The sequence below is a fragment of the Vibrio sp. Isolate24 genome (genome assembly GCF_022398215.1).
Taxonomy (GTDB): domain Bacteria; phylum Pseudomonadota; class Gammaproteobacteria; order Enterobacterales; family Vibrionaceae; genus Vibrio; species Vibrio coralliilyticus_A.
On the sequence record NZ_JAKEUU010000003.1, the window covers coordinates 780,527 to 805,132 of the forward strand.

The 24,606-nt window shown below is 45.2% G+C and carries 26 protein-coding genes; 13 read left to right on the forward strand and 13 right to left on the reverse strand.

Annotated features, from left to right (window positions below):
• Positions 1 to 7: 7 nt before the first annotated feature.
• Positions 8 to 430, reverse strand: a complete 423-nt coding sequence (locus tag L1D23_RS16300; protein ID WP_239836648.1) for an organic hydroperoxide resistance protein — start codon at positions 428 to 430, stop codon at positions 8 to 10.
• A 115-nt stretch (positions 431 to 545) separates the two neighbouring features.
• Here L1D23_RS16300 and L1D23_RS16305 point away from each other — a divergent pair, with 115 nt between their 5' ends.
• Entirely contained in the window at positions 546 to 1,004 is a 459-nt protein-coding gene (locus L1D23_RS16305) for a MarR family transcriptional regulator (protein ID WP_239868324.1), read from the forward strand.
• A gap of 1 nt (position 1,005) precedes the next feature.
• Here L1D23_RS16305 and L1D23_RS16310 read toward each other — a convergent pair whose 3' ends face one another.
• Both L1D23_RS16310 and L1D23_RS16315 read right to left on the reverse strand, forming a co-directional pair.
• Positions 1,006 to 1,692: a DNA-3-methyladenine glycosylase I gene (locus tag L1D23_RS16310; protein ID WP_239868327.1), complete on the reverse strand. Its 687-nt coding sequence runs from the start codon at positions 1,690 to 1,692 to the stop codon at positions 1,006 to 1,008.
• A gap of 48 nt (positions 1,693 to 1,740) precedes the next feature.
• Positions 1,741 to 2,631 carry a LysR family transcriptional regulator gene (locus L1D23_RS16315; RefSeq protein WP_239868331.1) on the reverse strand — a complete coding sequence of 297 codons (891 nt, stop codon included), beginning with the start codon at positions 2,629 to 2,631 and terminating at the stop codon, positions 1,741 to 1,743.
• A gap of 68 nt (positions 2,632 to 2,699) precedes the next feature.
• Between L1D23_RS16315 and L1D23_RS16320 the strand changes: the two genes are divergently transcribed.
• The 3 genes from L1D23_RS16320 to L1D23_RS16330 all read left to right on the forward strand — a co-directional run bounded on the left by L1D23_RS16320 (position 2,700) and on the right by L1D23_RS16330 (position 5,362).
• Positions 2,700 to 3,029, forward strand: a complete 330-nt coding sequence (locus tag L1D23_RS16320; RefSeq protein ID WP_239868334.1) for an antibiotic biosynthesis monooxygenase — start codon at positions 2,700 to 2,702, stop codon at positions 3,027 to 3,029.
• Positions 3,026 to 4,003 carry a Gfo/Idh/MocA family oxidoreductase gene (locus L1D23_RS16325; protein WP_239868336.1) on the forward strand — a complete coding sequence of 326 codons (978 nt, stop codon included), beginning with the start codon at positions 3,026 to 3,028 and terminating at the stop codon, positions 4,001 to 4,003. Before L1D23_RS16320 ends, L1D23_RS16325 begins: the two co-directional genes overlap by 4 nt.
• Positions 4,004 to 4,186: 183 nt before the next feature.
• A complete protein-coding gene (locus L1D23_RS16330) occupies positions 4,187 to 5,362 on the forward strand; it encodes a hypothetical protein (protein WP_239868339.1) in 1,176 nt (391 codons plus the stop codon).
• 62 nt (positions 5,363 to 5,424) lie between these two features.
• Here L1D23_RS16330 and L1D23_RS16335 read toward each other — a convergent pair whose 3' ends face one another.
• Positions 5,425 to 6,156, reverse strand: coding sequence for an ABC transporter substrate-binding protein (locus L1D23_RS16335; protein WP_239868342.1), 732 nt, complete (start codon positions 6,154 to 6,156; stop codon positions 5,425 to 5,427).
• 130 nt (positions 6,157 to 6,286) lie between these two features.
• Here L1D23_RS16335 and L1D23_RS16340 point away from each other — a divergent pair, with 130 nt between their 5' ends.
• Both L1D23_RS16340 and L1D23_RS16345 read left to right on the forward strand, forming a co-directional pair.
• Positions 6,287 to 6,748, forward strand: a complete 462-nt coding sequence (locus tag L1D23_RS16340) for a carboxymuconolactone decarboxylase family protein (RefSeq protein WP_239868345.1) — start codon at positions 6,287 to 6,289, stop codon at positions 6,746 to 6,748.
• 20 nt (positions 6,749 to 6,768) lie between these two features.
• On the forward strand, positions 6,769 to 7,521 hold the full coding sequence (locus tag L1D23_RS16345) for a helix-turn-helix domain-containing protein (RefSeq protein WP_239868348.1): 753 nt from the start codon (positions 6,769 to 6,771) through the stop codon (positions 7,519 to 7,521).
• Positions 7,522 to 7,533: 12 nt separating this feature from the next.
• On the opposite strand, the gene L1D23_RS16350 is transcribed toward L1D23_RS16345, so the two are convergent.
• Entirely contained in the window at positions 7,534 to 8,553 is a 1,020-nt protein-coding gene (locus L1D23_RS16350) for a helix-turn-helix domain-containing protein (protein ID WP_239868350.1), read from the reverse strand.
• 183 nt (positions 8,554 to 8,736) lie between these two features.
• Here L1D23_RS16350 and L1D23_RS16355 point away from each other — a divergent pair, with 183 nt between their 5' ends.
• On the forward strand, positions 8,737 to 9,072 hold the full coding sequence (locus L1D23_RS16355; protein ID WP_239836639.1) for a DUF805 domain-containing protein: 336 nt from the start codon (positions 8,737 to 8,739) through the stop codon (positions 9,070 to 9,072).
• A complete protein-coding gene (locus L1D23_RS16360; RefSeq protein ID WP_239868353.1) occupies positions 9,069 to 9,548 on the forward strand; it encodes a hypothetical protein in 480 nt (159 codons plus the stop codon). Before L1D23_RS16355 ends, L1D23_RS16360 begins: the two co-directional genes overlap by 4 nt.
• Before the next feature lie 34 nt (positions 9,549 to 9,582).
• On the opposite strand, the gene L1D23_RS16365 is transcribed toward L1D23_RS16360, so the two are convergent.
• On the reverse strand, positions 9,583 to 10,434 hold the full coding sequence (locus L1D23_RS16365) for a sterol desaturase family protein (protein WP_239868356.1): 852 nt from the start codon (positions 10,432 to 10,434) through the stop codon (positions 9,583 to 9,585).
• Positions 10,435 to 10,453: 19 nt separating this feature from the next.
• Complete coding sequence (locus tag L1D23_RS16370) at positions 10,454 to 11,467, reverse strand: DUF2804 domain-containing protein (RefSeq protein ID WP_239868359.1); 1,014 nt, start codon at positions 11,465 to 11,467, stop codon at positions 10,454 to 10,456.
• Between the two features lie 149 nt (positions 11,468 to 11,616).
• Here L1D23_RS16370 and L1D23_RS16375 point away from each other — a divergent pair, with 149 nt between their 5' ends.
• The 3 genes from L1D23_RS16375 (at position 11,617) to L1D23_RS16385 (ending at position 13,889) form a co-directional block, all read left to right on the forward strand.
• The gene (locus L1D23_RS16375; RefSeq protein WP_239868362.1) at positions 11,617 to 12,654 is read left to right on the forward strand and encodes an AraC family transcriptional regulator; all 1,038 of its coding nucleotides are present in this window, start codon (positions 11,617 to 11,619) and stop codon (positions 12,652 to 12,654) included.
• 87 nt (positions 12,655 to 12,741) lie between these two features.
• Positions 12,742 to 13,497, forward strand: coding sequence for a transporter substrate-binding domain-containing protein (locus L1D23_RS16380; RefSeq protein WP_239868365.1), 756 nt, complete (start codon positions 12,742 to 12,744; stop codon positions 13,495 to 13,497).
• A gap of 83 nt (positions 13,498 to 13,580) precedes the next feature.
• Positions 13,581 to 13,889, forward strand: a complete 309-nt coding sequence (locus L1D23_RS16385; protein WP_239836633.1) for a hypothetical protein — start codon at positions 13,581 to 13,583, stop codon at positions 13,887 to 13,889.
• Positions 13,890 to 13,974: 85 nt separating this feature from the next.
• Here L1D23_RS16385 and L1D23_RS16390 read toward each other — a convergent pair whose 3' ends face one another.
• The 3 genes from L1D23_RS16390 to L1D23_RS16400 are packed head-to-tail and all read right to left on the reverse strand — an operon-like array spanning position 13,975 to position 19,403.
• Entirely contained in the window at positions 13,975 to 16,782 is a 2,808-nt protein-coding gene (locus tag L1D23_RS16390) for an Hsp70 family protein (protein WP_239868368.1), read from the reverse strand.
• 54 nt (positions 16,783 to 16,836) lie between these two features.
• Positions 16,837 to 18,771, reverse strand: a complete 1,935-nt coding sequence (locus L1D23_RS16395; RefSeq protein WP_239868371.1) for an Hsp70 family protein — start codon at positions 18,769 to 18,771, stop codon at positions 16,837 to 16,839.
• Positions 18,771 to 19,403 carry a DUF2760 domain-containing protein gene (locus L1D23_RS16400; protein ID WP_239868374.1) on the reverse strand — a complete coding sequence of 211 codons (633 nt, stop codon included), beginning with the start codon at positions 19,401 to 19,403 and terminating at the stop codon, positions 18,771 to 18,773. The genes L1D23_RS16395 and L1D23_RS16400 overlap by 1 nt, the downstream gene beginning before the upstream one ends.
• Positions 19,404 to 19,712: 309 nt before the next feature.
• Here L1D23_RS16400 and L1D23_RS16405 point away from each other — a divergent pair, with 309 nt between their 5' ends.
• Positions 19,713 to 20,243 carry a 3'-5' exonuclease gene (locus tag L1D23_RS16405; protein ID WP_239868377.1) on the forward strand — a complete coding sequence of 177 codons (531 nt, stop codon included), beginning with the start codon at positions 19,713 to 19,715 and terminating at the stop codon, positions 20,241 to 20,243.
• A 42-nt stretch (positions 20,244 to 20,285) separates the two neighbouring features.
• Here L1D23_RS16405 and L1D23_RS16410 read toward each other — a convergent pair whose 3' ends face one another.
• The 3 genes from L1D23_RS16410 to L1D23_RS16420 form a co-directional block, all read right to left on the reverse strand.
• Complete coding sequence (locus tag L1D23_RS16410; protein WP_239868380.1) at positions 20,286 to 20,741, reverse strand: TerB family tellurite resistance protein; 456 nt, start codon at positions 20,739 to 20,741, stop codon at positions 20,286 to 20,288.
• A 78-nt stretch (positions 20,742 to 20,819) separates the two neighbouring features.
• Positions 20,820 to 22,727: an alkaline phosphatase D family protein gene (locus tag L1D23_RS16415; protein ID WP_239868383.1), complete on the reverse strand. Its 1,908-nt coding sequence runs from the start codon at positions 22,725 to 22,727 to the stop codon at positions 20,820 to 20,822.
• Positions 22,724 to 23,095 carry a hypothetical protein gene (locus tag L1D23_RS16420; RefSeq protein WP_239868386.1) on the reverse strand — a complete coding sequence of 124 codons (372 nt, stop codon included), beginning with the start codon at positions 23,093 to 23,095 and terminating at the stop codon, positions 22,724 to 22,726. Before L1D23_RS16420 ends, L1D23_RS16415 begins: the two co-directional genes overlap by 4 nt.
• 151 nt (positions 23,096 to 23,246) lie before the next feature.
• Between L1D23_RS16420 and L1D23_RS16425 the strand changes: the two genes are divergently transcribed.
• Complete coding sequence (locus L1D23_RS16425; RefSeq protein WP_239868572.1) at positions 23,247 to 24,539, forward strand: MipA/OmpV family protein; 1,293 nt, start codon at positions 23,247 to 23,249, stop codon at positions 24,537 to 24,539.
• The last annotated feature ends 67 nt before the right edge of the window (positions 24,540 to 24,606 follow it).

Genomic DNA, 24,606 nt, shown 5'->3' on the forward strand with positions numbered 1-24,606 from the left:
CTTGAGGTTAGATCGACTCACCATTTACACTGACCTGAACATCCACATTACCACGGACCGCGTTTGAGTACGGACATACCTGATGGGCAACGCGTGTGAGCTCCAAAGCTTGTTCTTGTGGTAAGTCCACTTCTGCAGCTAGGCTTACAGTAAGTGCAAATCCACCATTGTCATTTGGACCAATTCCTACCTCTGCCGTGACAGGTGCTTGGCTAAGGGCCACTTTCGCTTCACGAGCAACATGCAAAATGGCATTAGAGAAACAGGCAGAATAACCTGCGGCAAAAAGTTGTTCTGGGTTAGTCGCTGCACCACTACCGCCCATTTCTTTAGGATAAGTCAGTTCTAGATCAAGTAAACCATCGTCTGTTTTAACTTGGCCGTTACGACCTGCCAGTGCTTTAGCGGAAGTTTTGTATAGAGTTGTCATGTTATCTTTCCTTCTATTTGTGTTGTGTGCAATTTAATTGCTTGCAATATTAGATCGAAAGTTGTCTGGAATGCAACTATATTGTGCGCAACTTAAATGTTTCTGTGAGCGTCGAATGAGAGAATGCCAAAACGTAGACAACATAACAGATGAAGAGAAGTTGCTTCTCGATAATCAGCTTTGCTTCCCACTTTACAGTGCTGCTAATGCCGTCATCCGCGCGTATCGTCCTATGCTTGATAAGTTGGATCTCACCTACTCACAGTATTTAGTGATGATGCTGCTATGGGAGAAAGACGGTGCTAGCGTAAAGGACTTAGGTACAAGGCTGTACCTTGATTCAGGCACGTTGACACCATTACTGAAAAGGTTAGAAGCAAAAGGGTTTGTTATAAGGGGAAGAAGTCAGGACGATGAGAGAGTGAGAGTGCTTAACCTAACCAAATCAGGTCAAGCACTGAAAGAAACCGCCAAGTCAGTCCCTAACGCTATGCGCTGTAAAATCGACCTTGAACTCGATGAACTGATTACGTTGAAACAGTTATGTGAAAAAGTGCTGAAGAACCTAGTTTAGGCTAAACACGATTGTCTCCGGTGCTAAACGCAATCGTCTGGCTAATCTGAGTCAGGCTGCGTCCACTTTGTTGTTGCCATTCAGCGAAGGCTTTATTTGCTGCCTCTAAAGAACGTTTAGTGTCTTTACCACCTTCGATGATTTTGCAGTTTCTTAGATAAGCTTCAACGTCACCGGACAAAATAAAGGTATCGACGCCCATTTGGCGAAGACTATATGGACCAGTATTTCCTCCAAGTCGATGACCTTTGTTCTTCAAAAAAAGCCATAATTCCGTGATAGTCTCGGTGGGCCACTCTGAGACCATTTGCCCGAAAGAACCATGCTCAAGTGACGCTTCATGAATCATTTGCGCGTTAGCATAAATGGATTTCACTTTGGCATGGTGGCGTATGATACGTTTATCCGCTGCTTTGTTATCCCATTGCTCTTCAGACAACATCAGTAGCGGTTCAATTTTAAAACCGAAGAAAACTTCTTCAAAGTTAGGCCATTTTTTACGAACCACACTCCATGAGATCCCGCTTTGGAATACCTTCATACTGAATGCTGATAGCCAACGATCGTTGGGTATAGCAGCGATCTCTTCTTTACTCAGCGGAGTAGAGAGTAGGGCTTCCAGTTGCTCTTCACCACCTTTTCGTTGTGCCGCTCTCTGATAGATATGTTCAAATTTCTCAACAGTCATACACGTTGCCCTTTTTAAATTTTCCACATCATAACAGCCTGTTAGGCTTTATCTCAATTGACTATGCCGGCAGTTTTTGAGGATGAAATCAGCAAATGTTCGGTTCTTTAGCGACAGGTGTTTATTCTTGTAAAGCAAGTGTATGGGTTTTGGCTCTGGTGCATCCTGCTTGAGTATTTCTACCAGTCTGCCACTCGCTAGATCATCAGCGACTAATATAGCAGGTTGCAGCGTCACACCTACACCGGATAGCGCAGCACTGCGCAATACTTCGCCATTGTTCGAGGCTAGTCGAGTCTGTCCGCGTAAGAACGCGCTCCTAGCCAGTTGCGTGGTTAGATTGGCGCTGCCTTCACTGTAACTGAAGCCAAGGCATTGGTGCTGGTTAAGTTGAGAGATTGAATGGATGGGGTCGTGAGCACTAAGGTAGCTAGGTGCAGCACAGAAGATGAGTTGATAATCTCCGAGGTAACGTGCGACCAGAGTCGAGTTTTCAAGATTGCCGATCCGTACCATCATGTCTGCGTCAGTAAGGTGTGGGTCAACGAGCTCGTTACTGAGCTCCATTTCGACGTTAATGTTGGGGTTCAATGAGAGAAAATCAGCAATAAGTGGTGCGATGACCTTGTTACCATAAGTGATTGGGCAATTGATTTTTACCGTTCCTTTCGGGCGATTTTCCAACGTTTGGATTAGATTCTCAGCATTCGCGATGTCCTCAAGAATGCGCAGACATTCCTTGTAGTAGAGTTGACCTGACTCGGTCAATGTTTGTTTTCGAGTAGTTCGATGGATCAATTGCGTCGCCAGATTCCTCTCTAGGTGACTAATGTGTTTGCTGATCATGGTCGGTGATAGGCCAAAGTGATTCGCTGCCCTACGAAAACTGCCATGTTCTACGACGTAGGCAAAGACTCTCATACTTGTGAATTTATCCATTGAACACTCAGGGTTTGCAAATAGTTAACTAAAGCTGAGTTTATCAATTGAATGGAGATAATTACATTATGGAGTCTGAATATGAATCGAATTCTGAGAGTAAAGAAATGATTTACGTCACGGCCGAATTAAAAATTAAACCTGAAGTGCAGCGCCATGAAGCTCGTATGGCGATCGAACAGTTTTGTAGGGATATGGAGAATGAGCTTGGCTGCTTGGAAGCTAAAGCCACGTATGATCTAGAGGATCCGAGCCGAGTGATTCTTTGGGAAAGGTATCAGGATCGCACAGCGATTGAAGCGCATTTTACTATGTGCCATACAAAGGCGTTTATCGAGATGGGTATGACGGATTTAGTGCAGGTGTTTGAGTCACGAAGTGGAGAGGTGGAACGATGAAATGGGGCATCCTCGGAACCAGTTTTATATCGGGCGTGATGGCGGAAGCGATCAATAATGATGAAGGCAGCGAGTTATATGCAGTAGCAGGGCGTAGCCAAGCACCTTTGGAGGATTTTGTTTCAAACTACAAGCCTGTTAAAACCTATTCAAACTACGATGAAGTGCTAAATGATGGCAACGTCGATATCATTTACATTGCGCTTCCAAATCATGTTCATCATGAGTATGTCATTAAAGCGGCTCAAAAAAGTAAAGCGATACTTTGTGAGAAGTCGTTATCGGTGGATATGGAGAAAACTCAGCAAGCACTGGAAGTAGTGAAGCAGAGTGGAGTCTTTTTTGCGGAAGGTCTGATGTATCTCAATCACCCTTTAGTGAGCGCGATTCTTGAAGAGCTAAATCAGGGCTCCATCGGCGAAATTCGTTCAATTCAGGCATCGTATATTGCTGCTATCTCACAGTTTACTAATCCGGGCAGTAAAGGTGCTCTGTATAACTTAGGCTGCTATCCAATGTCTCTGCTGCACCTACTCCTTCAATCGCAATTTGGCGATCAGATCTTCGATAGTTACTCGATGCAGGCTTTGGGTCGTTTAGGGCAAGACGGTAATATTTGTGAATCTTCAGTGCTGATTCATTTTAGTGACAGCTTAACCGCTCAAATTCATACTGCTGAAGATCATGGTTTGAAGCACAGCTTCACCATTTTGGGAAGCAAAGGGGCGATCTCGCTCGATTCAAACCCTTGGCTTGCGACACAGAGCAACCAATTCACTGTGGAAGTTTATGAAGTGTCACAACGACAAGTCGAAATAGAGGCAGATGGGGACGGGTTCTTCTACCAAGTGGCGAACATACGCAAAGCCATTGAAAATGGTAAGAAGAGCTTGAGCAGACCAAGTGCTACCCTTGATGATTCATACCAGATCATGAAGTTGCTCACTGATTGGGAAAAGGCAGCTTATCAATAAGCTCTGGCCTCTTGTCATAGTTAGTTAACCAGCTTGCCGAAGTTCTTCTGCGTCGAATTTACTGAAAATCTGCTATGTGAATATTTAGTTTTCACTTTCTTGGTCGAACTTTATTTATGTAGTCGATGTCCTATCTAGCAAACTTTTCAACTCCATACGTTTATGTTCAATTTGAAACATGCTTTGCTCGTTATAACTGTGTTTGTGTCAGCTGAGGTGTTTGCTAACCCGTCTTTGACTTATCAGTTATCTGTCGATCCTGATGACGCTGATATTGTCATCGTCACTGTAGACACGAGTAATTTAGAGCAAGTAGAGATGATACCTGCTCGCACTTTAACTACCATGGCTCAGCCGTCGGTATCATGCCAATCTGGTTTGGGGCGGGTCACAGCTTTAGAGCAGTTGAACCCTAAGGAATGCCAACAGGTTCAATGGTCGTTGCGAATGGAGCACACACCTGAGCAAGGTATGGATACCTCACAACAAATTGATAGCAGGAGCATCAATGATGGTTGGTATTTCGTTAGTGAGTGGAATTCCCTGCCGCGTTTCAAAGGGAGTGAAGATATTCGCGTTTGTACTCCTGCTCATAGCTGTCAGTCGATGCCTGACTTATCTGAGCCACCCTTGTTTGTTGTTTGGGGAATGGAAAGTACAGAATTAAACATCAACGACAAACAAGTCACCGTTTTCAGCGACGCTCCTCAAGTAATGCAACAGGTGGAACAATGGAAGCCAGTATTAAAAACGTCACTCAATTACTTGAATAGCGTATTCTCGAACTCACAGCGACACGATTGGCAAATGGCGTTTTTCAAAAAGGACAGCTCGTCAGGGAGTATAAGTGGAGCTGCTGGTAAAAATATGATCTTGATTAATGCCTGGCTAGAGAAAGGAAAACTCACCCCAGCTTCACTAAAGATGTTACTCAAGATTGCAGCGCATGAGTCAGTGCATGTTTTAGACTTTAGCAGACCAACTTGGGCAGCGGAAAGTTTGGCTGAGTACTACGCGATAAAATCGCTGCAAGCTACGGATTATGCTGCTGAAGAACCGACTCGTTTCTGGGGTAGTTTTGCTAAAAAATTTCCTTTTTCAACAACAGGGCTGATTAAAGCAAACCGCCTCTACAATAAACAGGGAGCAGGTCAATATTACCCGTTGTTTTACTTTAAGGGCTCTGCGTTTTGGTATGAATTGGATTCAGCTTTGAATGGGGCAGGCTCAAGTCTAGATAACTTGATGACTCAATTGAAATTTGAAACTGATGGAAGTCTATCTGCAGAACTTGTTAAGGCCGTGACTGAAAAAATAGGCGATAAGCGATGGGGTGAGATCAGTTATCGTTATCTATGAATCTGGTCAGTATATAACTGCAAATGGGAGTTTTTCTCCCATTTGCATCCGTAACACAAGGACTATTTTTTAAAGTAGTCCGACATAATTTGCTTGCTGTCGATTTTTTTCAGCCCCTCATCAACGATTGCTTTCCACTTTTTACCTGTTTCATCATTGCCAAATGCAATGAACAGTTCCTTCTCTTCAAGTAACTTTGAGTTCATTTGCAACTTGTCTTGTGCTGCTTGGAGGCTCTTGTCACTCGTCAGTAAGTAGTTAAGAACATTGCTATCTATAACGGCGAGAGGGATGCGCTGCCCTGAGACTTTTTTCAGGTTTTGGTTATCACTGGTGACCGCTTCAGATTGAAGTGTACCGCTCGCAATCATGCTGTCGAGTTCCTCGGTGTTCACGTACCCACGCACCACCCCGATTTTAACGGATTTTAAGTCTTGTAAACTGCTCCATGAGATGGGATTGGCTTTATTCTCAACAAAGCCTAAGGGACCGGTCCCTATGGGGTTCGAAAATATTAGGTCAGAGGCGTCGAAGTAGTATTCTGGGAAGTAGCCAGCATATTTTGATTGATTCTTCGCGAGATGGACCGCTCTTTCCCAAGGGTAGAATTCGACGTTTAGCTCGTGCCCCATCGCTTCTACAGCGGCTTTTACAACAGCAACGGAGGCTCCTTGAGCGTCTAAGTTTCGCCCTGCATAGGGAGGCCACTCAAGAGATGTAAGAGTAAGAACATCGCCACGTACTGGCGATGTTAGCAAGATCAGGCTAAAAAACATCAATGTCAGGTTGCGCATTAGCTAATTCCTTGTTGTGGAGAGTGTTTTAACAGCATAGACAAGATTGGTGGGGAGGGATGTCGAAAATATTCAATCTTTTGTTTTTTGCTGGGGGTAGGCTACCAATATCAAACAAGGAGATAGACTTATGACACCAAGATTAAATTACTTTAATGCAGCGCCAGAAGGTATCCAAATTTTAATGGGGCAAGAAGAGTATCTTAAAGCTCAATTTGAGCAGCAAAGTACATTGTCGATCACGCTGTGGGAGCTGGTTAAACTTCGCATATCCCAGATCAATCAATGTGCCTTTTGTATCGATATGCACAGTAAAGATGCTCTGAAGCAAGGTGAGTCTCAACATCGTTTGATAGGGTTGAGTGCATGGCGAGATATGCCTTTGTATAGCGAACAAGAAAAAGTTGCGCTACATTGGGCAGAGAGTCTAACGAAGGGTGGTCAGGTAGCGGATGCTGACTATCAAGTGACACTCGATACATTTGGTGAAAAAGGGCTTGTTGTCCTGACGTTGGCAATCAATGCGATAAACAGCTGGAATCGTATTGTCAAAGCATTCAAGCCAGAAGTGGGCAGCTTTTCAAAAGAGTGAGTATAGCTATTTCTCAGAATATGGATTTTCAAATAGTTAACCCAATTGGGCCACTCGCCGACCATATTCAAGCAATATGGTCGGTCAACGTGCCTCACGAAGGTGAGGTTTGTAAACCTCTCTACTGTGATGGCGGCTCTGGTGTGATGTTTGTTTTACAAGGGATGGTAGGCCTTGAAGGTAAAACCTACACTGAGAGTGCGATGTATCAGCCATACAGCAAAATTACCAAAACCATTACTCTTGCACCAAAAAGCCAGCTTTGTGGTATTCGTTTTCACCCTGGGATGAGCTTTTCGTTTTTGGATCGTTTGGTTGAGACAAATCAAGTGTGCTTTCAAGACACGTTTCCCTTTAAGGGATCAAGTGAGTTGCTTACCCAACTCAAAGAGGCGCCAAGCCACAGTGTTCGTATCGTGCTTTTGATGCGTTGGTGTTTGGGCTTTGTGGCTCAAAGCAATACCACTGATGAGAGAGCGAAACTGATTCAACGAGCTCAGGATGGCAAGATAGGTGAGTGCTTCGGTGAGAGTCAAAGACAGGTGGAACGCAAATTCCAGCACTGGATTGGTATGTCCCCTAAGCACTTTCAACGCCTGCGTCGTGTGCATACATCAATTCAAGCGCTGCGAAATAACCCCGAGTTATCGCTTGCCGACTTAGCCGCTTATCAAGGCTTTTCTGACCAAGCGCATATGACCAGAGAGTTTAAGAGCTTTGCGCGGATCACGCCGGGCAAACTCAGTCGCCGTATCAAGCAAAACAACGCCTAAATTATTCATCCTTCACTTTGATTGCTTCCTGTACTCGCTGGGGCTCATTCCTGCAATGCGATTAAATTCTCGATTGAAGTTAGATTTAGTCTGAAAACCTGAGTTCATCATAATTTGTGTAACAGACTCATTGGTTTGAATTAGAGCGTTCTGTGCATGACGTATTCGATACTCGTTGACGAGCTTTGATATATTTTTGCCGTGAACCAAATTGACGGCCATCGATATTTGCTTAGCGGGAATACCAAGCTTGCGCGATAAACGAGAAAGCGTCAGTTCTGGATCTAGGTATAAGCACTTTTCTTTGATGGTTTCATCCAGCTGTGATGCGATTTCCTTGGCTTTAGATGTTGACATAGCAGGTTGAGCTGTCGGTTCTTTGTGTTCAAATGCCGGTTCTGCTCTGCTGGGTGATGTGTGAATACCTGTAATCACAACCGCCAAAGATAAAATGGGTAAGAGGACAAGGTGTCCGATAGTTAATATATACAGTGTCAGGTTGCCATGGTTATAGGCAAAATCGAGCGATATAAAAGCGTCGATGGAAGCGGAAAACATGAGCATCCAACCCGCTATCACTCTTGCGTGCTTCACTCTTTCCCAACTGCCCAGCGAGACATTCACTAGCAGTTCTTTATCAGAAGAGGTTCTCATCAAAGCGATGCCATAAAACAAGTAAATAACCGTCAGTAATTCATCGAGCGGAGGCTGCCAAAACGTTTGGGTAAGGAGAAATAGTACGACAATCAATGGGAGCACAGCATGCTTGTATATCGAGCTTAGAGCTGTGTTATGAGTACGTGTGAATGCATACCATGCTGCGATTGGAATGATAGACGCTAAGATAGGTTGAGCGAACAAAAGAAGAGGTGCCTGATATGTCCATCTAAGCCCTACAACAGCGGTCGTCAAGGCACAGAGAAGTAAGAAACCGCAAGCAAACTTTGATTGATCACGATTATTTGAATAGAGGCTGACAGCCAGTAGCCCTAAAAGCAATGAGACAACAAAAGGGACAGGAATCGCGAGCATAGTTTGTCCTGGATTGAAAAAGTGATAGATAAACTCGTCATAGCATAACGATATGAAACTGAATTAGAAGCTCAGACTAGACTAAAACGGGTATCAGAACGTCCTAAAACCCGTTTTAGGACGCATCGTTTCTCTTTTCATGAGCAAAATACACTCTCATTTTACAATCTAGAGAGAACAAAGATGCACTTCTATTGGTTAGCTTGGAAACGAGGGTTGGACTTTTCGGGTCACTCATCAAGGCAAGAGTTTTGGGTGTTTATGTTGGTTCATGTAGTGGTGAGTTTGGTATTTATTGCTGTGGACGTTAGCCTGTCTTTATCTTCGTTTGACGTGTTGTATAGCATCGCCAGTTTTATTCCTATCATCGCTTTGGTATCAAGGCGGATGCATGATATTGGCAAGTCGGGCTATTGGGGGCTAGTGTTTTTTATCCCCGCCCTAGGCCCATTCTGGTTGACGTACCTACTTGTTCAGCAGGGCATTGTGCCTGAAAGCCATGGAGGACAATGCTCATGAAGTGTATAGTATGGCTACTACTTGTTTTTGTTTCTGAAGCCATGGCGGGGTTTGACCCTCATATTTACCCTGAAAAGGTACTGGGTATTCTTGAGGTCGATGATATGGCATCTGGTGAATTGCTTTGGCTTCGAGGTCGTGTGGGAGAAGGCAATTACACTTGGTTGAATCGACATGGTCATCACTGCACGATGAAAATACCAGTTGCAGTAGGGCAAAAAGGAGAATCAGGCCTAGGAATTGGTTCGGCCGAGGGAATAAAAATCGTGGTGAGAAGTCAAGCGTTGAATAAGGCTTTGATTCAGGGCGAGCGAGTCAGCAGTCAAGACTGGCAATTTTCAGCACTTGGCCAAAGCAAGGATGTTGATGGTTGGATTGTTGATGGTATCGGCCCAGAGGAAGAGTTTGTCCTCAATTCCAGAAAACGTTGGATTTCTTGGTTGTTAGGCAAGACAAGAAATAAATTTTGCCGGTAGTGTTTGGGAAGCCTACCTGTAAGGCTTAGGGGGCTCATTGATCTTTGGGTGGGGAAAATAAAGCCTTTAGTTTGTGGGCTATCGATGTCTTACTCTTGAAGACATCTTGGTATAGGTTTCCCCACTCTTGAAAGGTCACGATCAAAGGATTGAAGCTGTTTACTGGCTTTGTGACACCGTAGCGGACGGTCTCTACTTCGGGTTCGAAGGTGCCATACAATTTGTCCCAGATAATCAATACGCCCGCATAGTTTTTATCTATGTACTGAGGGTTTCTTCCGTGATGAACTCTGTGATGGGAAGGAGTGTTAAAAATAGACTCTAAGGGGCCAAGCGAGCGTATCCATTGCGTATGGACGAAGAACTGCAAACCTAAGTTCAGTAGTACGGCGAAAATAACCCATTTAGGCTCGAATCCGATGATCACCAGAGGCACCCAAAATAACCACATCCCAGCGAAAGGGTACATCAAGCTCTGGCGAAAGGCGGTACTGAAGTTCATACGCTCAGAACTGTGATGAGCGACATGCGCTGCCCACATCCAGCGAGTACGATGACTGGCTCGATGGAACCAGTAGTAAAAGAAATCTTGCAGAACGAGCAGTATCACAAAGCTGGTCACTCCCATTTCAATCTCTAATAGACGCCAGCCAAATAACCACTGATATAGTTGAATGATCAAAAGCCCAGTTAATAGATCTGCGAGTTGGTGCATGCCTGCAAGGGTAAAGTTACACAGAACTTCAGGGAGTATATAGGAAGAGCTTCTAGGTAGCTTACCGCGTTTTTGTCCGATGAAGTATTCAGCTAACATTAAACCAATAAATAAGGGGGCTAACAGTATCAGCAGCCATTCTGGGTGATCGATAAGAGTTCTGAAGTCCATGAGTGAAGCTCCAAGAGAGTTACCAACGAGCGAAATGATCTTCGGTTAACCCAAGTTGTTGATCTAGCGTGTGACGGATACCATTTCCATCCTCAATAAAACCAGAAAAGCGGCCAATAAACTGACGAAAATTACTTTGTAGTAGCCAAAGATTAAGCTTTTCGCTTCTTCTGTTGATTGGTGTGAAGGTGAGATCAACTCGACCATCATCCGAGAAAATATGCCACTTTCTCTGAGAGGATTGACGATCAAAACGAAAGTGGACGGCTCCTAGCAAATGTCGTGAACCGTTGAGCCATAGGGCATTCTCATGGCAACCGGTCTCGTTTACACCGGCGGCCAAATTGAGGCCTAGTGTGCCATCCTTAGTCTTGCCATTAATACTTGCCCATCGCCAACTGGTTTCTCGCCTCATGAAACCAGCGGAAAAATCGTAGCCGCCTAACGCGCCCGAAAGGTCGATAGTGTCACCACCAATTTCAATGTTTCCTGTCACGGTCAGCGCGTTGTGCTTTTGGGTGTAAGTCCAGCCGTTATAGCCTGTCGGTGTGCAGAGCGAGAGCGGTAAGCTATGGCGTAATGGCTCCAGTGACACATCAAGGTGTAGAAAATCAGTATCGGCTTTCATGCGCCATCTAGGATGTTCGATATTAAATATCAGGCGCTTTGCAGCAATGGTCGTCTTACCGCGGTACGGAGATGCAGCCATTTGTTTATCGATACATAACGGCCTTAGCCAGCTCTTTTCTATCAGTATGTCGGTTTCCATATCGTAGACGTAGCAAAATGCGGAACCCACATAGCGGATATCGGCAATAGCGATACCGATGACATAGCGAGACGTTGATATACTTGCGAATTGAAACTGCTTGTAATGAAAGTACTTTTTCATCTTACCGACTTTACGGTCCATATTGTTTCGATAATCAAAATGGGTGATCCCCAGCTGCTTGGGTACGCCATCAAAGTGGCCCAAATAAGGCTTCCCATTAGATTGAATTAGGCACTCTGGAGCCGCTTGACTCAGTAACATAATGTATTCACAAGTTGATAACATTTCCGTTAGTTTTACGTGCTTTGGTTTATTTTGACAGGTCATTTTCGGTCAGAAAACGAATAAACATCACGATTAAGAGAGCTAAACTTGGTTACTCTAAACAGTAACTGGAAATGGGAGCTGATATGGAAGTGATCGCGGAGTATTTACCCACTGAACATCGTTATCAGTTAGGGGTACTTGATGTCTCTTTGTTGCTTACCATTTTAGAGAAATACGGCTTAGACTCGCAGAGTTTATTACGACAAACGGGCCTTGATGATTTAGATTGGCAGCAGCCCCAGAGCCATATCAGTTACTCGGACAAGCTTCTGCTATTTCGCTCTGCTCAGCAGTGCTACCCCTCTATCGGCTTAGGTTTATTACTGGGTGGAAAAGCCACACTCAGTCATTTTGGTATATTGGGTTATGCCATTATGAGCAGTCAAACCGTCTCTGAAGCAATAAAAGCTGGATTTAAGTATTTGAATCTTAATGGCCCTATCTTCTCGGTCAGAGTATTACGGGGCGATAATACAGCTTCGATTGAGATCGAAAATGACTTAAATATTGGTGAGTTATTGCCTTTTTGTACAGAGTACTTTTTTAGCTCACTTTTATCGTTATTTGCTGAACTGACGGGGCAACAACTCAAGGTCAGAAAGCTTGAGCTCCCGTTCGCACCACCAGTGTACGCAGAAGAGTATATGCAGCGCTTTCAATGTGAAGTTAACTTTGAACAGCGACGGTTCGCATTGACCTTTGACGCTCATGTATTGGATTGGCGATTGACTTCCCATAATGCTGATCTGCTCGGAATTTACCTCCATTCTTGTGAGTCTGTCATCGCATTATTGCAGTCTCCGATGCGACTGAGCAATCAGATTAAAGCACATCTTTACCAAAGTGCTGGAGTATTCCCTTCGTTTGATGACGTCGCCCAGCTACACGCTTGTTCAACCCGGACGTTACGAAGGCAGCTAAACCAAGAAGAAACCAGCTATCAGTCTCTGCTTGATGAAGTCCGTTTTGAATTGTCCAAAGAGTTCTTGTTGCGCACAAACTTGACGGTTGATGACATCGCTTTTCGTCTTGGTTATAGCGATAGCGCGAATTTTAGGCGAAGTTTTAAACGCTGGTCAGGCAAAGCACCTAGTGCTCTAAGAACACTGCGATCTTTCTAAAATCTATACTGCTTATCGAATATGAGTATTAGAGCTACACTTACAATTGGTGTTACTGATAGTTGTGTTGTTATGAAGTGCTTTTGGGTGAGTTTTTTACTTCTTTTACTCTATTCATTCCCGTCTTTTTCGGACGATAAGGTGGTTAAGTTTGCGGTGGGAGATTGGGAGCCATATACCAGCTCTCTGTCTGATCCTGAGCTAAAAATATCGGAAACATTGGTACGAAGGGCATTTGAAGCTCGAGGCTATACCGTAGAACTCGAATACTACCCATGGGTGAGATCTTATCAGTATGCGATAAGAGGTAAATTTGATGGTACTTTCCCTTGGATGAAAAATGAGGATAGGGTCAAAGAGTTTATCTTTTCAGAGCCCTTCTTTAGTCAACGGGTTCAGTTCTTTTACCACTCTGATACGCTATTTTCTTGGCAGGAAGTGGCCGATCTTCATAAGTATCAAATAGGTGCGACTCAAGGGTATCAAGCAACCCATGTGATGCAGAAACTTGGTGTTAAAGTAGAGATAAATAACTCTGAAGAAACTAATTTTCAGAAAATGGCTAAGGGACGACTTGATGCTTATCCAACGGGTGTTGAACGCGGTTTGTACCTCATAAAACACTATGTGCCTAAAGAGCTAAGGCAACACATTAGATTGGATTCTAAACCTTTACTTGAAGATGATATGTTTGTGATTTTCAGCCGATTTGATAGTGAACGCAGTCAAGTATTGGTCAAAGAATTTAACGCAGGTTTACAGCATTTGATGGAAACCGGCGAGTACAGTGAAATCATGCAATCGGAAGCCGCTTTTTTACAAAACATACAGAACGACGATTAGTTCACCAAGTGGATGTAGGCTTGCGCTGGAGGTTCGGAATGTTCCATTCGCTCACGACCTGTAATGTGGCAGGGGCGTAACATATGAGAAAGCATAACAAGATAATTCTGTTGACTGTATTGGCCCCTGTTCATGCGTTTGCCGCGATTAATATGGCCGAAGTTAACGCTTATGCTTATGAAGGACTTGCAGAAATCTGTGCCAACTCTAGGCATATTATTGGTTCTGAATTAAAAGAAATAAAAATTATCTATCTGAAAAAGAAGCGTTCTAGGCAGGCTTTATTCCCAGCTGATCCAAATTTTGCTCACTACGCGGCTAAGCAACTGTGGGACATTGGAGTCAGTGATAACCCATCATATGACGAGTGTGTGGCTTTACTTCGTAAATAGTGTGGCTTTATCTGTCCAATATACAATACGACAGTTTCAATGGCCTATCTGCTCTCGATGTTTCTAGCAGATAGGCCACTGACATTTAGCTATTGACCAGTGTTAGGCCACTCGGCAGTGCATCACCAAAGACTCGCTTCGATTCGCTCTCAGACAGCTCTTTGACTTCTTCAACCAGTGATAACCAAGACTCAGGCACTTTGCTTTGCTTCAGCTTAGTGAGAACTTGTTCACGGTAGTCGTCAGAAATATCGAATAGGCGGTCACCCGTCTTACGACAAATCATTACTGCTGCGAAAGCGATCATTGGCTCTTTGTGCCAGTTTTGTTCCAATAGCTTAGGCAACCACTGTTCAGCTTGCTCGCGAGGTATAACACTATGTTGGCTACCATAAAGAGGTGTTCGTGAAGCGAGTCGCCCTAGAGCCCACCAGTGCGCTTGCTCGAACTGATTGTGATTAATCGCTTTACTCATAAACCAGCTTGCGAGTAGCACTTTGTCTTCGACTTCTAACTGCTCTAAGGAGGCCGCAAGGCGTACCATGGACTCGTAACCCATTTCTTGTGCCGCTTTGGCGGATTGTGGGTTTTTCATTGCGCCAGGGTGGAGGTATTTGGCAATGTCCGCCAAGATGGTTTCTTGCTGCTCTTGGCTAAGACCACCTGCAACACGACGCCAAAAGACCCACCAATCCGTCCAACCTTGGTGGTTTTTAAACTGGATACCTTGCTGATAAAGCCCCCATACCTGCTCGATACGCCATGAATCCGTAGCGTCACCGAACCCTGGTCTTAAAGAGAAGCCAGCTAAACGCAGCCAGTTTTTCTCGTGTGGTTCAGAGCGGCGGCGACGCTTTCGACCTTGAGCAAACGCATCAAACAGTTGGCGTAGAGTGGTGAAGTCCCATTCGTCGCGCTTGCCAAGTCTCTTTTCTAGATCTTTAGCTAGGGTTTTTATCTCTTTACCATCAGCGCTTTTCTTATTGCCACTGTAAAGTCGACCGATCAGTTCTTTACACTCATTCAGACGAGGGTGAAGTTCAACCTGATCCTCTTCTTCGGCCTGCTTGTTGCGAACTTCAAACTCTAACTGCCAGCGCTTGTTGTCGTCTTCTGCACTGACGCATTCCATTTTCAGTGTGCCGACTTCAGTCAACTGACACGCCAGTTGCACTTCGACGCGCTCTTTTTGGTTGGCTTTCAGCTCGGCACCTTCGCCTTCAAGGGTGGTGATGTAAGGTGGCAGAGGAGCAAACAAATCTGGGTCAACATCAACCATTACGCCGTTTTGAATGGCGGTGTTTTGGCTTAATGTATCGTGAGTCGATGTCAAAAGGTTAAAGCGTACTGGCTCACCAAGCGTTAACGAAAAGCGACGTCCACTGAGGCGAATTTCGTTGCCTTCTTCTGTCCCTTTCGCCAGCAAGCAAAGCGCTTTACCCATCTTGTTCTTTTCTTGCAGGTGCAAAAAGTAAGAACGTGCGGCACCACCACCGATCTTGAGTTGTGCCCCGCGACGCGCTTTACCAAATGCAACAGCACCGAGGGCCACAGACCAATCTGGGTGTGGGTTATCCAGCACGGTGACAGGATCTCCGCGCCAATCAGAAAGCAACGTGGTGACACGCTCTGTGACCAATTCACTGTTGAATACACCACCATTAAGCAGTATTCCAACGGGGATAGCATTTTGTTTGTCATCTTCAATGCCAAGCGCGGCGCGAGAGACCTGTTGATGCTGAGTTAAAAATTCGGCGACGTGCTTACTCACTGCCGGGTCAGCAACGTAGGGAAGACCAAACTCGACCACCGCGCTGCGGCGTTTATCTGGAACTTCACTGAAATCAGAACGCGGGAAGAAGCCATCCAAAGCAATTTGGTGCACTTCTTGTTTGCTTAGTGCAATGCTCTTTGTTCCGCCCAGAAGTTTAGACCCGCTGCCCAGCATGGTGATTTTTACTTCGTCAGGCGCGCTCACTGACAGCAAATCTTCTTTTGCTTTACGAGTTTGTTGAATCAGTTTAGTTAGGCTTGCTGCGGTGAGCTTCTTACTTTGATTGAAGCGGCTTTCTGCAAGGTGCGCTAATGCTAAGTCGAGGTTATCTCCACCAAGCATCAGGTGTTCGCCAACACCAATACGATCCAGTGCCAGTTCATCATTGTGGTACTTTGCTTCGATTAAACTCAAATCGGTGGTACCGCCGCCCACATCACAAACTAGGATCAGTGGTAGCTCTTTTAACTCATCGGCTGCAGTTTGCTGGTGGCGAGCGTACCAGTCGTAACAGACCGCTTGTGGCTCTTCGAGCAAGACGATTTTGTTTAAACCTGCCAGCTCAGCGGCTTCAAGCGTGAGCTTACGAGCGGTTTCATCGAACGAGGCAGGAACCGTCACAACCACATCTTGGTCTTCTAGCTTGTTGCTAGGGTTACGGTAGTTCCATGCTTGGCGAATGTGGTTGAGGTAGCTTGCGCTGGCAATCACGGGGGAGACTTTATCCACGTCTTGCGCACCAGCCCAAGGAAGAATGTCTGAACTACGATCCACTGCTTGGTGCGATAGCCAGCTTTTTGCACTGGAGACCTGACGCCCTTCTACCTTCGCACCTAATTCACGTGCCCATTCACCCACGATCACATTACTAATGTCGCCAGAAACGGGTTCGTTTTCCCATGGGAGTGTTAGGTCAGCAGGGGAGATTTGACCAACCGCAGGATGGTAACGGAAAGAGGGCAGTAATGGTTTACGAACCACTTCACCCGGACCAATCAATTGGTCGATGTCGAATAGGGATACTTCGGATTGTTCAAGGTTGTCGGTGATTTCACAATACGCCACCACAGTGTTTGTGGTGCCAAGGTCAATACCAACAAGAAAACGAGGAGATGCCATACAAACCTTCGTGTATTTAAAAACGGCACCCGATTGGATGCCGTTGATGTCTATTTATTCTTCTTCGTTTGAGTCGCTTTTCGCGTCTTCGCGCACATCGAACTCAACATGCCATTTTTGACCGTTATCAGCGGCAATGGCTTCTAAGTAAAGCGTACCCAGCTCTGTGACGCGAGAAGCTAGAGTTACTGGAACCACTTCACCTTCACGACGACCTTCAGATACAGGTAGCGTTACTTGAATTTCTGGAAGCTCTTCAAGCTCTTCTGGTGTCCAGTAGTCTAGGTGAGTACCTGCTAGGTCATCACGACGAACGGTTGAGCCGAAGAATTGGAAGTTAACTGGCTGACCGATGATCAAACCAAACTCTTGGCTTGGTACGTCAACACTTGAACCTTCCTCCATACCAAATGGTGCGACACAAAGTGCTTCCATTGGAGGCGCCATGCCCGGAATCGCTGGCATCGCACTTTCGATACCCACGTAGTAAGCCGAAGCAATACCACCACGGATACGAACGCCTTGTCCACGACGCACAGAGCCGTAGTAAGCCGCACCGCTAGCAACTGCAAGGTCTAGATCCACACCTGTTAGGCGTTTTGCCATTTCAGCATCTGCTTCAATTAGCCATTCGTTGATCGTGTCTTCTAGACGACTGGCTAGAAGTTTCGATTTCAGCACACCACCGTTGAATAGGATTGCCGTTGGTTTGATGAAGTCAGCCGATTGCGCTGTATCAGCACCTGGCATACCCGGCATGTTAGCGAATGGGTTGAAATCTTGAGTTGCTTCTGTGCCACCATTTCCTGAAGTAGAAAGGGCATTAGCTTGCTTAGACAGGAACGCGGCAATGTGACGAGTAATGCCCGCATCTTGTGCGTAAGGCAGACCCATTTGCGTTAGTGCACCACGGTTACGTTGAACAGGGTGGTCCGTAATCGCAACTTTAGGGAAGAAACCGTCAACCAGTGTTTGTTGTACTTCTTCTTGAGTCAGTTCTGTCTTCAACGTTGAGCCAAGCAGTTTAGAACCGCGGCTTGGTACTACGATTGGCACTGACTGAAGCTCGCTGTCGTTCAATAGTGCTTCTTTCGCGTCACGACATGCGTGCGTCATTGCCTGAACTTGCCATGGCTGTAGCTCTTTGCCTTCTTGCGCTAGCTTCATCTTCAATCGGTACGCAAGTGCAAGGTCCATGTTGTCACCGCCAAGTAGGATGTGTTCACCTACCGCGATACGGTTCAGAGTTAGGTTACCGCCGTCTTCAGTGACTTCCACCAAAGAAAGGTCAGTGGTACCACCACCGATATCGACCACAAGTACGATGTCGCCAACTTCGACTTCATCACGCCATTTGTCGTTGCTGTTATCGATCCAGTTGTAAAGCGCAGCTTGTGGCTCTTCTAGAAGCGTTAGGTGCACAAAACCAACGTTGCGTGCTGCTTCTGCTGTTAGGTCACGAGCAGCAGGATCAAAAGAAGCAGGAACCGTAATAGTCACGTCTTGATCGGCAAGGTTGTGATTTGGATTCGCGTGATTCCAAGCGTCTTTTAGGTGCTCTAGGTAAAGTTCTGTCGCGCGAAGAGGGGATACTTTTTCCACTTCTTCTGGGCTACCTGCTGGTAGGAATGCATCACGACGGTTCACACCTGAGTGACAAAGCCAAGATTTGGCACTGGCAACAAGACGAATTGGTGTTTTAGAGCCTAGGCTACGTGCAATAGCACCAACCAGCGCTTTTGGCTCGCTCGACCACGGAAGAACGCGTGATTGCGGGTTCATTTCGTGCTCATGTGGTTGGTATAGAAAAGAGCCTAATTGGCTGCGAGTCTCTACTGTACCAGGTGCAGTGAGCTGTGGAATCGGCATCACTTCAACTTGCGCATCTTCATTGTGCGTGTCGATAAAAGACATCACACAGTGTGTTGTGCCTAAGTCGATACCAACACTGAATTTAGGCGTGTCAGTCGCTGTGTTGTGGTGTTCCATTACAGCTCCACCTCGGCAGGTGCGATAATAGAAGCGTCGTAGTTTTCAGCAAGTTTCGGTAGATTCATTTCACGTGCTTTCCAGCCTTTATGAATCAAGGTGCCATTAAAAGGTGCACTTCCTGTCACATTACCGGTTAGGCGAATCTCCTGCGAGTTAAAGCCGTCTTCAATCGTAATACGAGTGTCTTCATCTTCATTACGTATATGCTCAAGCGAAACGTAATCGTTCAGCACTTTCTGCCCCCCCGTGTGGATAACGCGAGCGGCCGCACCGACTTCTTCATCTGAGAATGAGGTTAGGTCTTCTTTTAGGAAGTCAATCAGACGGGCTTCCTGCTGCATGATAGATAAAAGTTGCATCGCTGAATCTGTTGAAGCGGTTGCCAGTTTAGATTCGACTTCCACCACTTTCTCGATGACTTTCTCAACTTCGACCACTTTTTCTACTTCAACGATCTTCTCGACAGGCTTTTCAACTTCGACGACTTTCTCAACGGGCTTTTCAACCACTTTCTCGACGACTTTAGATTTGCGTGATACCGCAATCAGAAGTAAAAGGACGCTTGATGCCGTTAGGCCAGCGTGCAGCATATCGAACGTTTGAGGGATCATTTGTAAATCGAACGTCATGACATTTCTCTTAATTGATGGAAGAAATAGCAGTCACACCTGAGTGCTATTGTCGTAATTATTGGGTTAAATTGGGGCAAATATTATCACATTCAAGTCTACAGGCCTTCAGAAAAGAGGCAGTAACAGGCCTGATTGATTTGTTTTTAGGCATTTTGAGTCACACTATAGGTAAGTTGACCAAAATTAGGTGGTGAGTTCGACACAAGATTGAGGAAGAACTGCGCAACCAACTCGGTGTGATTCGAGTTTTAGCTTCAACTGAGGTAGAATTCGGCGCTTTATCAGAAAACAAAACATAGGCGAGCAATGAACCATAACCGTATAGTTTGTTTCGATTTGGAAATGTGCTGTTGGAATGAAAACGGTGTCGGTACTACTGGTGAAATCATCGAAGTCGGACTGGCGGAAATTGATCTTGTCAAAGGCGAGATCGTCAAACGTGCTCAGTACTATGTGAAACCAGAACAAAATGAAGTGTCTCTGTTTTGTTCTCAACTAACGGGTATTACACCGCGTAAAATTGAGAAACAGGGTCGCCCGCTCGAAGAAGTGCTCAAGTCGATGATCAAAAACTTCGGCGGCGCGAATAAAATTTACGCCTCATGGGGTAGAGACGATCTGATCTTAGCGCAAGAATGTCAGGATAAAGGCATTGAAATGCCGTTTAAAGAGTTCATTAACTTAGCTACTCTGTATCGCATCCAGCATCGCCTTAAAGATAAACGCATTGGCCACAAGGCCGCTCAGGAAGCACAAAATATTGACTGGGAAGGACGACAGCACTCTGGATACGTTGACGCCTATAATCTCGCTAAATTAGCGTTAACCATGCTTTAGTGGCGGAAAGTTGGCCTTAGGCTGTCGTCATGGTGGCTTAGGTTAGCCGTTATTATTCTCAATCACCTGCAATTTAGCGCGAATAAACTCGCTGTGATCGACATAGAGCAATTCTGCGGCTTTGCGAATAACAGCATCTTCAAGTGGATCAATGTTTCCGTCAGCGTGCGCAACTTCCCACATCGCTTTAATAAGGTCAAACCGAGTATTCTGACTGAGTTCTCTTAACTGTGAAGTAAAGTCATACAAAGAGGCAGACTCTTTACTTTTTATCGCAGCACGTTCGAGGAGAGAAGACGCTTCAGGTTGACTGATATTTAGAAGACGAGTGAGCAATTGACACTTGGCCTCAGTCTCGGCGCCAATGATTTGGTGATCAGCACCGGAGACTTCGCAGAGCAAACAGGCGATGGCAAGATTTGGGTCTGTCTCTACGTGTTTTCCGAGATCTTGACCGTCGATAAGTTGTTTAAATAGAGTTGTGATGGAATTCAGCATGTGACGCGCCTCAAATTTGTTTCCTAGTTCTATAGATAGTGATGATGCGAAGCAAGCACAAGTCTCTTTACAAAAAGATTACTTTTCTCCTATCGGTGGAAAATCAATTTCTTTGCCATCTCCCGTTAATATCGAGATCCGTTTAGGTTTACCGTTGTCATCCAGCTTTACTTCGCCGATGGCGCTGGCATTGACCAAACGACGGGCTCCTTCGGTATTGGGATCCCGCTTTTTGATTTTCAGACGTTTACGTTTAGTCAGAAAGTTGAGTGGTGAGCGTGGGGAATAGAGTAGCCTATCCAGATGGTCACACACTGCTAATAAAGGCTCAGGGAACTGACTTTTAAAGCCGCTACAGGTGATCTGATAAATATTGGGGCTAGAGCGTCGAAAACGGAGTTTTATATCGTACGCAAATGAGTAATGGACATCACCTGACAAAATAACAAAGTTGGCAGGTGTTTTCGTGTGAGTAAAAATGCTCAATAGCGTATTTGCACTGCCAGGGTGTGCCATCCAGTTTTCAGCATCAATCACCAATGGTTGACCAAGCATGGTCATGCCTTTTTGCAGAGCTTCGATAAACTTGACGCCAAACATGGGGGCTGCGGATACGACAATCACTTTATCTTGATGCATTAGCTCTTGCTGAAACTCTATTAGTGCTTCCCAATCCATTAAACCAGAGGGTTTGTTCATTCTTGATTCTGAACGCCACCTTCGTGTGCGGGTGTCCAGAACGACAACTTTAGGTGAAGTGTGGATGGTAAAATGCCATCGCTCGAAACTGTAAAGGTAACTGATGAACTCATCTTGGTTTTGCGCTGTGGGTTGGTTTAGGTAATTCAATGCCTCAGACAGAAACTCGTCATTGAAGTTATCCGGTTCATTTCCCCACCCTTGGCACAACCAATAAGCAATCAAGCCATTGCCAATAATACGCTTAGAGAATGGGTTTTCGTATGCGGCTTTCTCCCAACCAACGGTCAGATTCCAGTCATCAGTAATATCATGATCATCGAAAATCATATAAGTCGGTATATGAGCAAGTAAGCGCTGTACTTGAGGCAAAGTGCCGATGAATGCTTCGAGTACTTGTTTTTCTTCACGCCATTGCTGTTGCCAGCGAGGCGAAAGCGTTTGACCGCCATGGGTAAATTCTTTATCGAGTAGACGTGTCAAATTGAGGCATGGCCAAAGAGTGGGAGACCAGACCAAAATGTACATGGCTAGGAACTCAGCAAAAGTGACCAGATGATTTTCGTTTTCGCGTGAGCTGAAAATAGGGACACGGCGCTTAGGAAATAATTTGCTGATGAATGTCCCGTCATCAACGTAGTGGGGTAGAATTTTATCTCGTCCATAAAAGCAGTCGGGATGCGCATATAGAGACTCGGCACAATCAATGGGAGCATCAGGAAACGACTCTGATGGCAAATCAAGTATGTCGATGGTTTGTAAGATCGCATCAAGCATTGGCCCCGCTACATGATCAGCATAGATTTGATCGCCGCTCAAGATCAGCATGTCTGGTCTCTCATTTAGAGATTGAGTGGCGACCTTATTATCCATAGTGGCGAGCGCATCTTTACTAGGATAATGCGGATTGCGGCAGGAACCATGTAGGACATAATTCGCTTTGGTCGAGATTTTAAACGTCAACTGTTCTTCGTCAGTATGCAGTAAATGCGGGTAAAGCGTGCTTAGTGGACCGAGGTGAGTCTCGAATTCATAACTAAGCGCCACATCAGTTGGAAAGTCACTTTTAAAATGCGCTAAGGTCACGAAGCAGTGTGTGCCCACCTGAATTTGCTGGCACTCAGAAAGATTGTCTTGAAAGACTACGTTGTGATCGGACGCTTGAGAAAGAATGAACTTTCCCTCTAAGGGACGACTGGTTGCTAACCAGAAGACAAGCTCATCAGCGGTAGATTTTCTTAAAATGGGGCCAGCTAAGAGAAAGGGCAATTCAGGTGTTGGTTTCATTGGTTCTCTGTCGGATCTTTAGGTACTTCAGGGTCTTCCAATATTTCGATGATCTCAGAACTCGACATTTCGTGACCCATGAGAAAGAGCGCCAGCATAGCATCTGCTTTGGTTTTTGTATCGGAGCTTTCGTCAAGAATTTGTTTAAATCGCTGACGAATCATGTCAACTTCGTGCTCGACAAACCCACGACCTTCTTCCTCTCCTTGGGTTTCTTCGGGTGCGTTATCAAATTCTAAAAATAGCATGTCATTGTCGAGGTGAGTATTAACCAACCTTTCAGGAAGCCATTCTTCTCCAGTCACTATGTGCGGATCTTGGTTTTCAGGTAATGAGTCGAGAACTTTCTTTAAATCTGATGCTTTCACAATTTTAGAATTTAGGCGAACATGTACTCTTATATTAACGGCGAATCGTGCTTAAAGATAAGTATTAACTTTATCGATTGATGAGAATTTGAGTCGTTCGGTCAGTTTTGGACAAAAAATGATTAGCGTAAAGAGACTATCGACACTGACGATGCTAGTAGTAAACGCCGTCAGTTTTTCTGCTGTCGCCGAGGAAGAAAAAGGCATCAGTGAACAAGATTGGGGTATTGCTGCTGTCTATCGTATGGCTTCCATCCCTTTTTACACGGGTAACAATGACCAGACGGTTGGTACGTTTGTACCGATGATGTATTTTGAGAACGAGCACGTGTTTGTCGAAGGTTTGCAGGGCGGGGCTTATCTTTTTAAGCCAGAGGATGAAGCCTTCCAGTTGAGTGCATTAATGCGGCTTAGGTTTGTAGACATCCCCTCTTCTGAACAAAATGCTAACGGTGGAGATGCGGTCGACTTTGGTGGTCAACTACGCTATTTCCTTGATGACGATTGGTACCTAGATGCTGAATTGATGACAGATGACGAGTTTCGTTTCCATAGTAACTTAAGCGTGAGTGGTGAGTTTGATTATGGGGACTGGGAACTTAGGCCACATGCCCGTCTTCGTTATAAGGATGCGGATTTCAATAGTCAGTATTACTCTTTTTCCGATATCACCAAGGAAAATATTGGTGGTGGCCTTGATCTCAATATAGGAATAGACGCGCGTTATCACGTTTATTCCAACTTGTATCTGTTGGGTTCTACCAGCGTGACCCGACTGGATAATAACGCCTATCATTCCAATACCGTTGAAGATAGGTATCAAGGCGAGTTTTTTGTTGGCTTTGGTTTTTTTAATGATAAATCGAAAGCGCCTAAGCCTGAACTCAAGAATAAACGTTACGTTCGGATTGCGCATGGTTGGGCAACGCCATCCAATATCGGCGACATCATGAAGCTCAATACAGAAAAAGACCCATACAATAACCAAATGACGTCGCTTTTCTATGGCCATCCTTTAACGGACGAATTGTTTGGTGTGCCGCTGGATATTTACTTTACACCGGGCATTGTTCATCACTGGTCTTCAGATGTGCAATCTGCCAGCACCGAATACGTTGCTGCGATTAAAGCCTACTACACGTTTAATTGGCCGTCTCAGTGGCGATTTGGTGTGGCTGAAGGGATGTCATTCATTGACAGCATCACGTATATCGAACAAACGGAGATGGACTCTAAGGGCTACAACGCGAGTAATTTCCTTAACTATCTCGATTTTTCGTTTGACGTCAACATTGGCGATTTATTCAACAAGCGTGACTTAGACAACATGTGGGTGGGTTATTCACTACATCATCGCAGCGCGATATTTGAACAAGCGTCCCAATATGGTCGGATTAAAGGTGGCAGTAACTACAATACCATCTATGTGCAGTTTGACTTTTGATTGAGCCGATGATGAAAAGCCGTTAGTGAGAACGTCACTAACGGCTTTTTTGTTGTATGGACTGAGA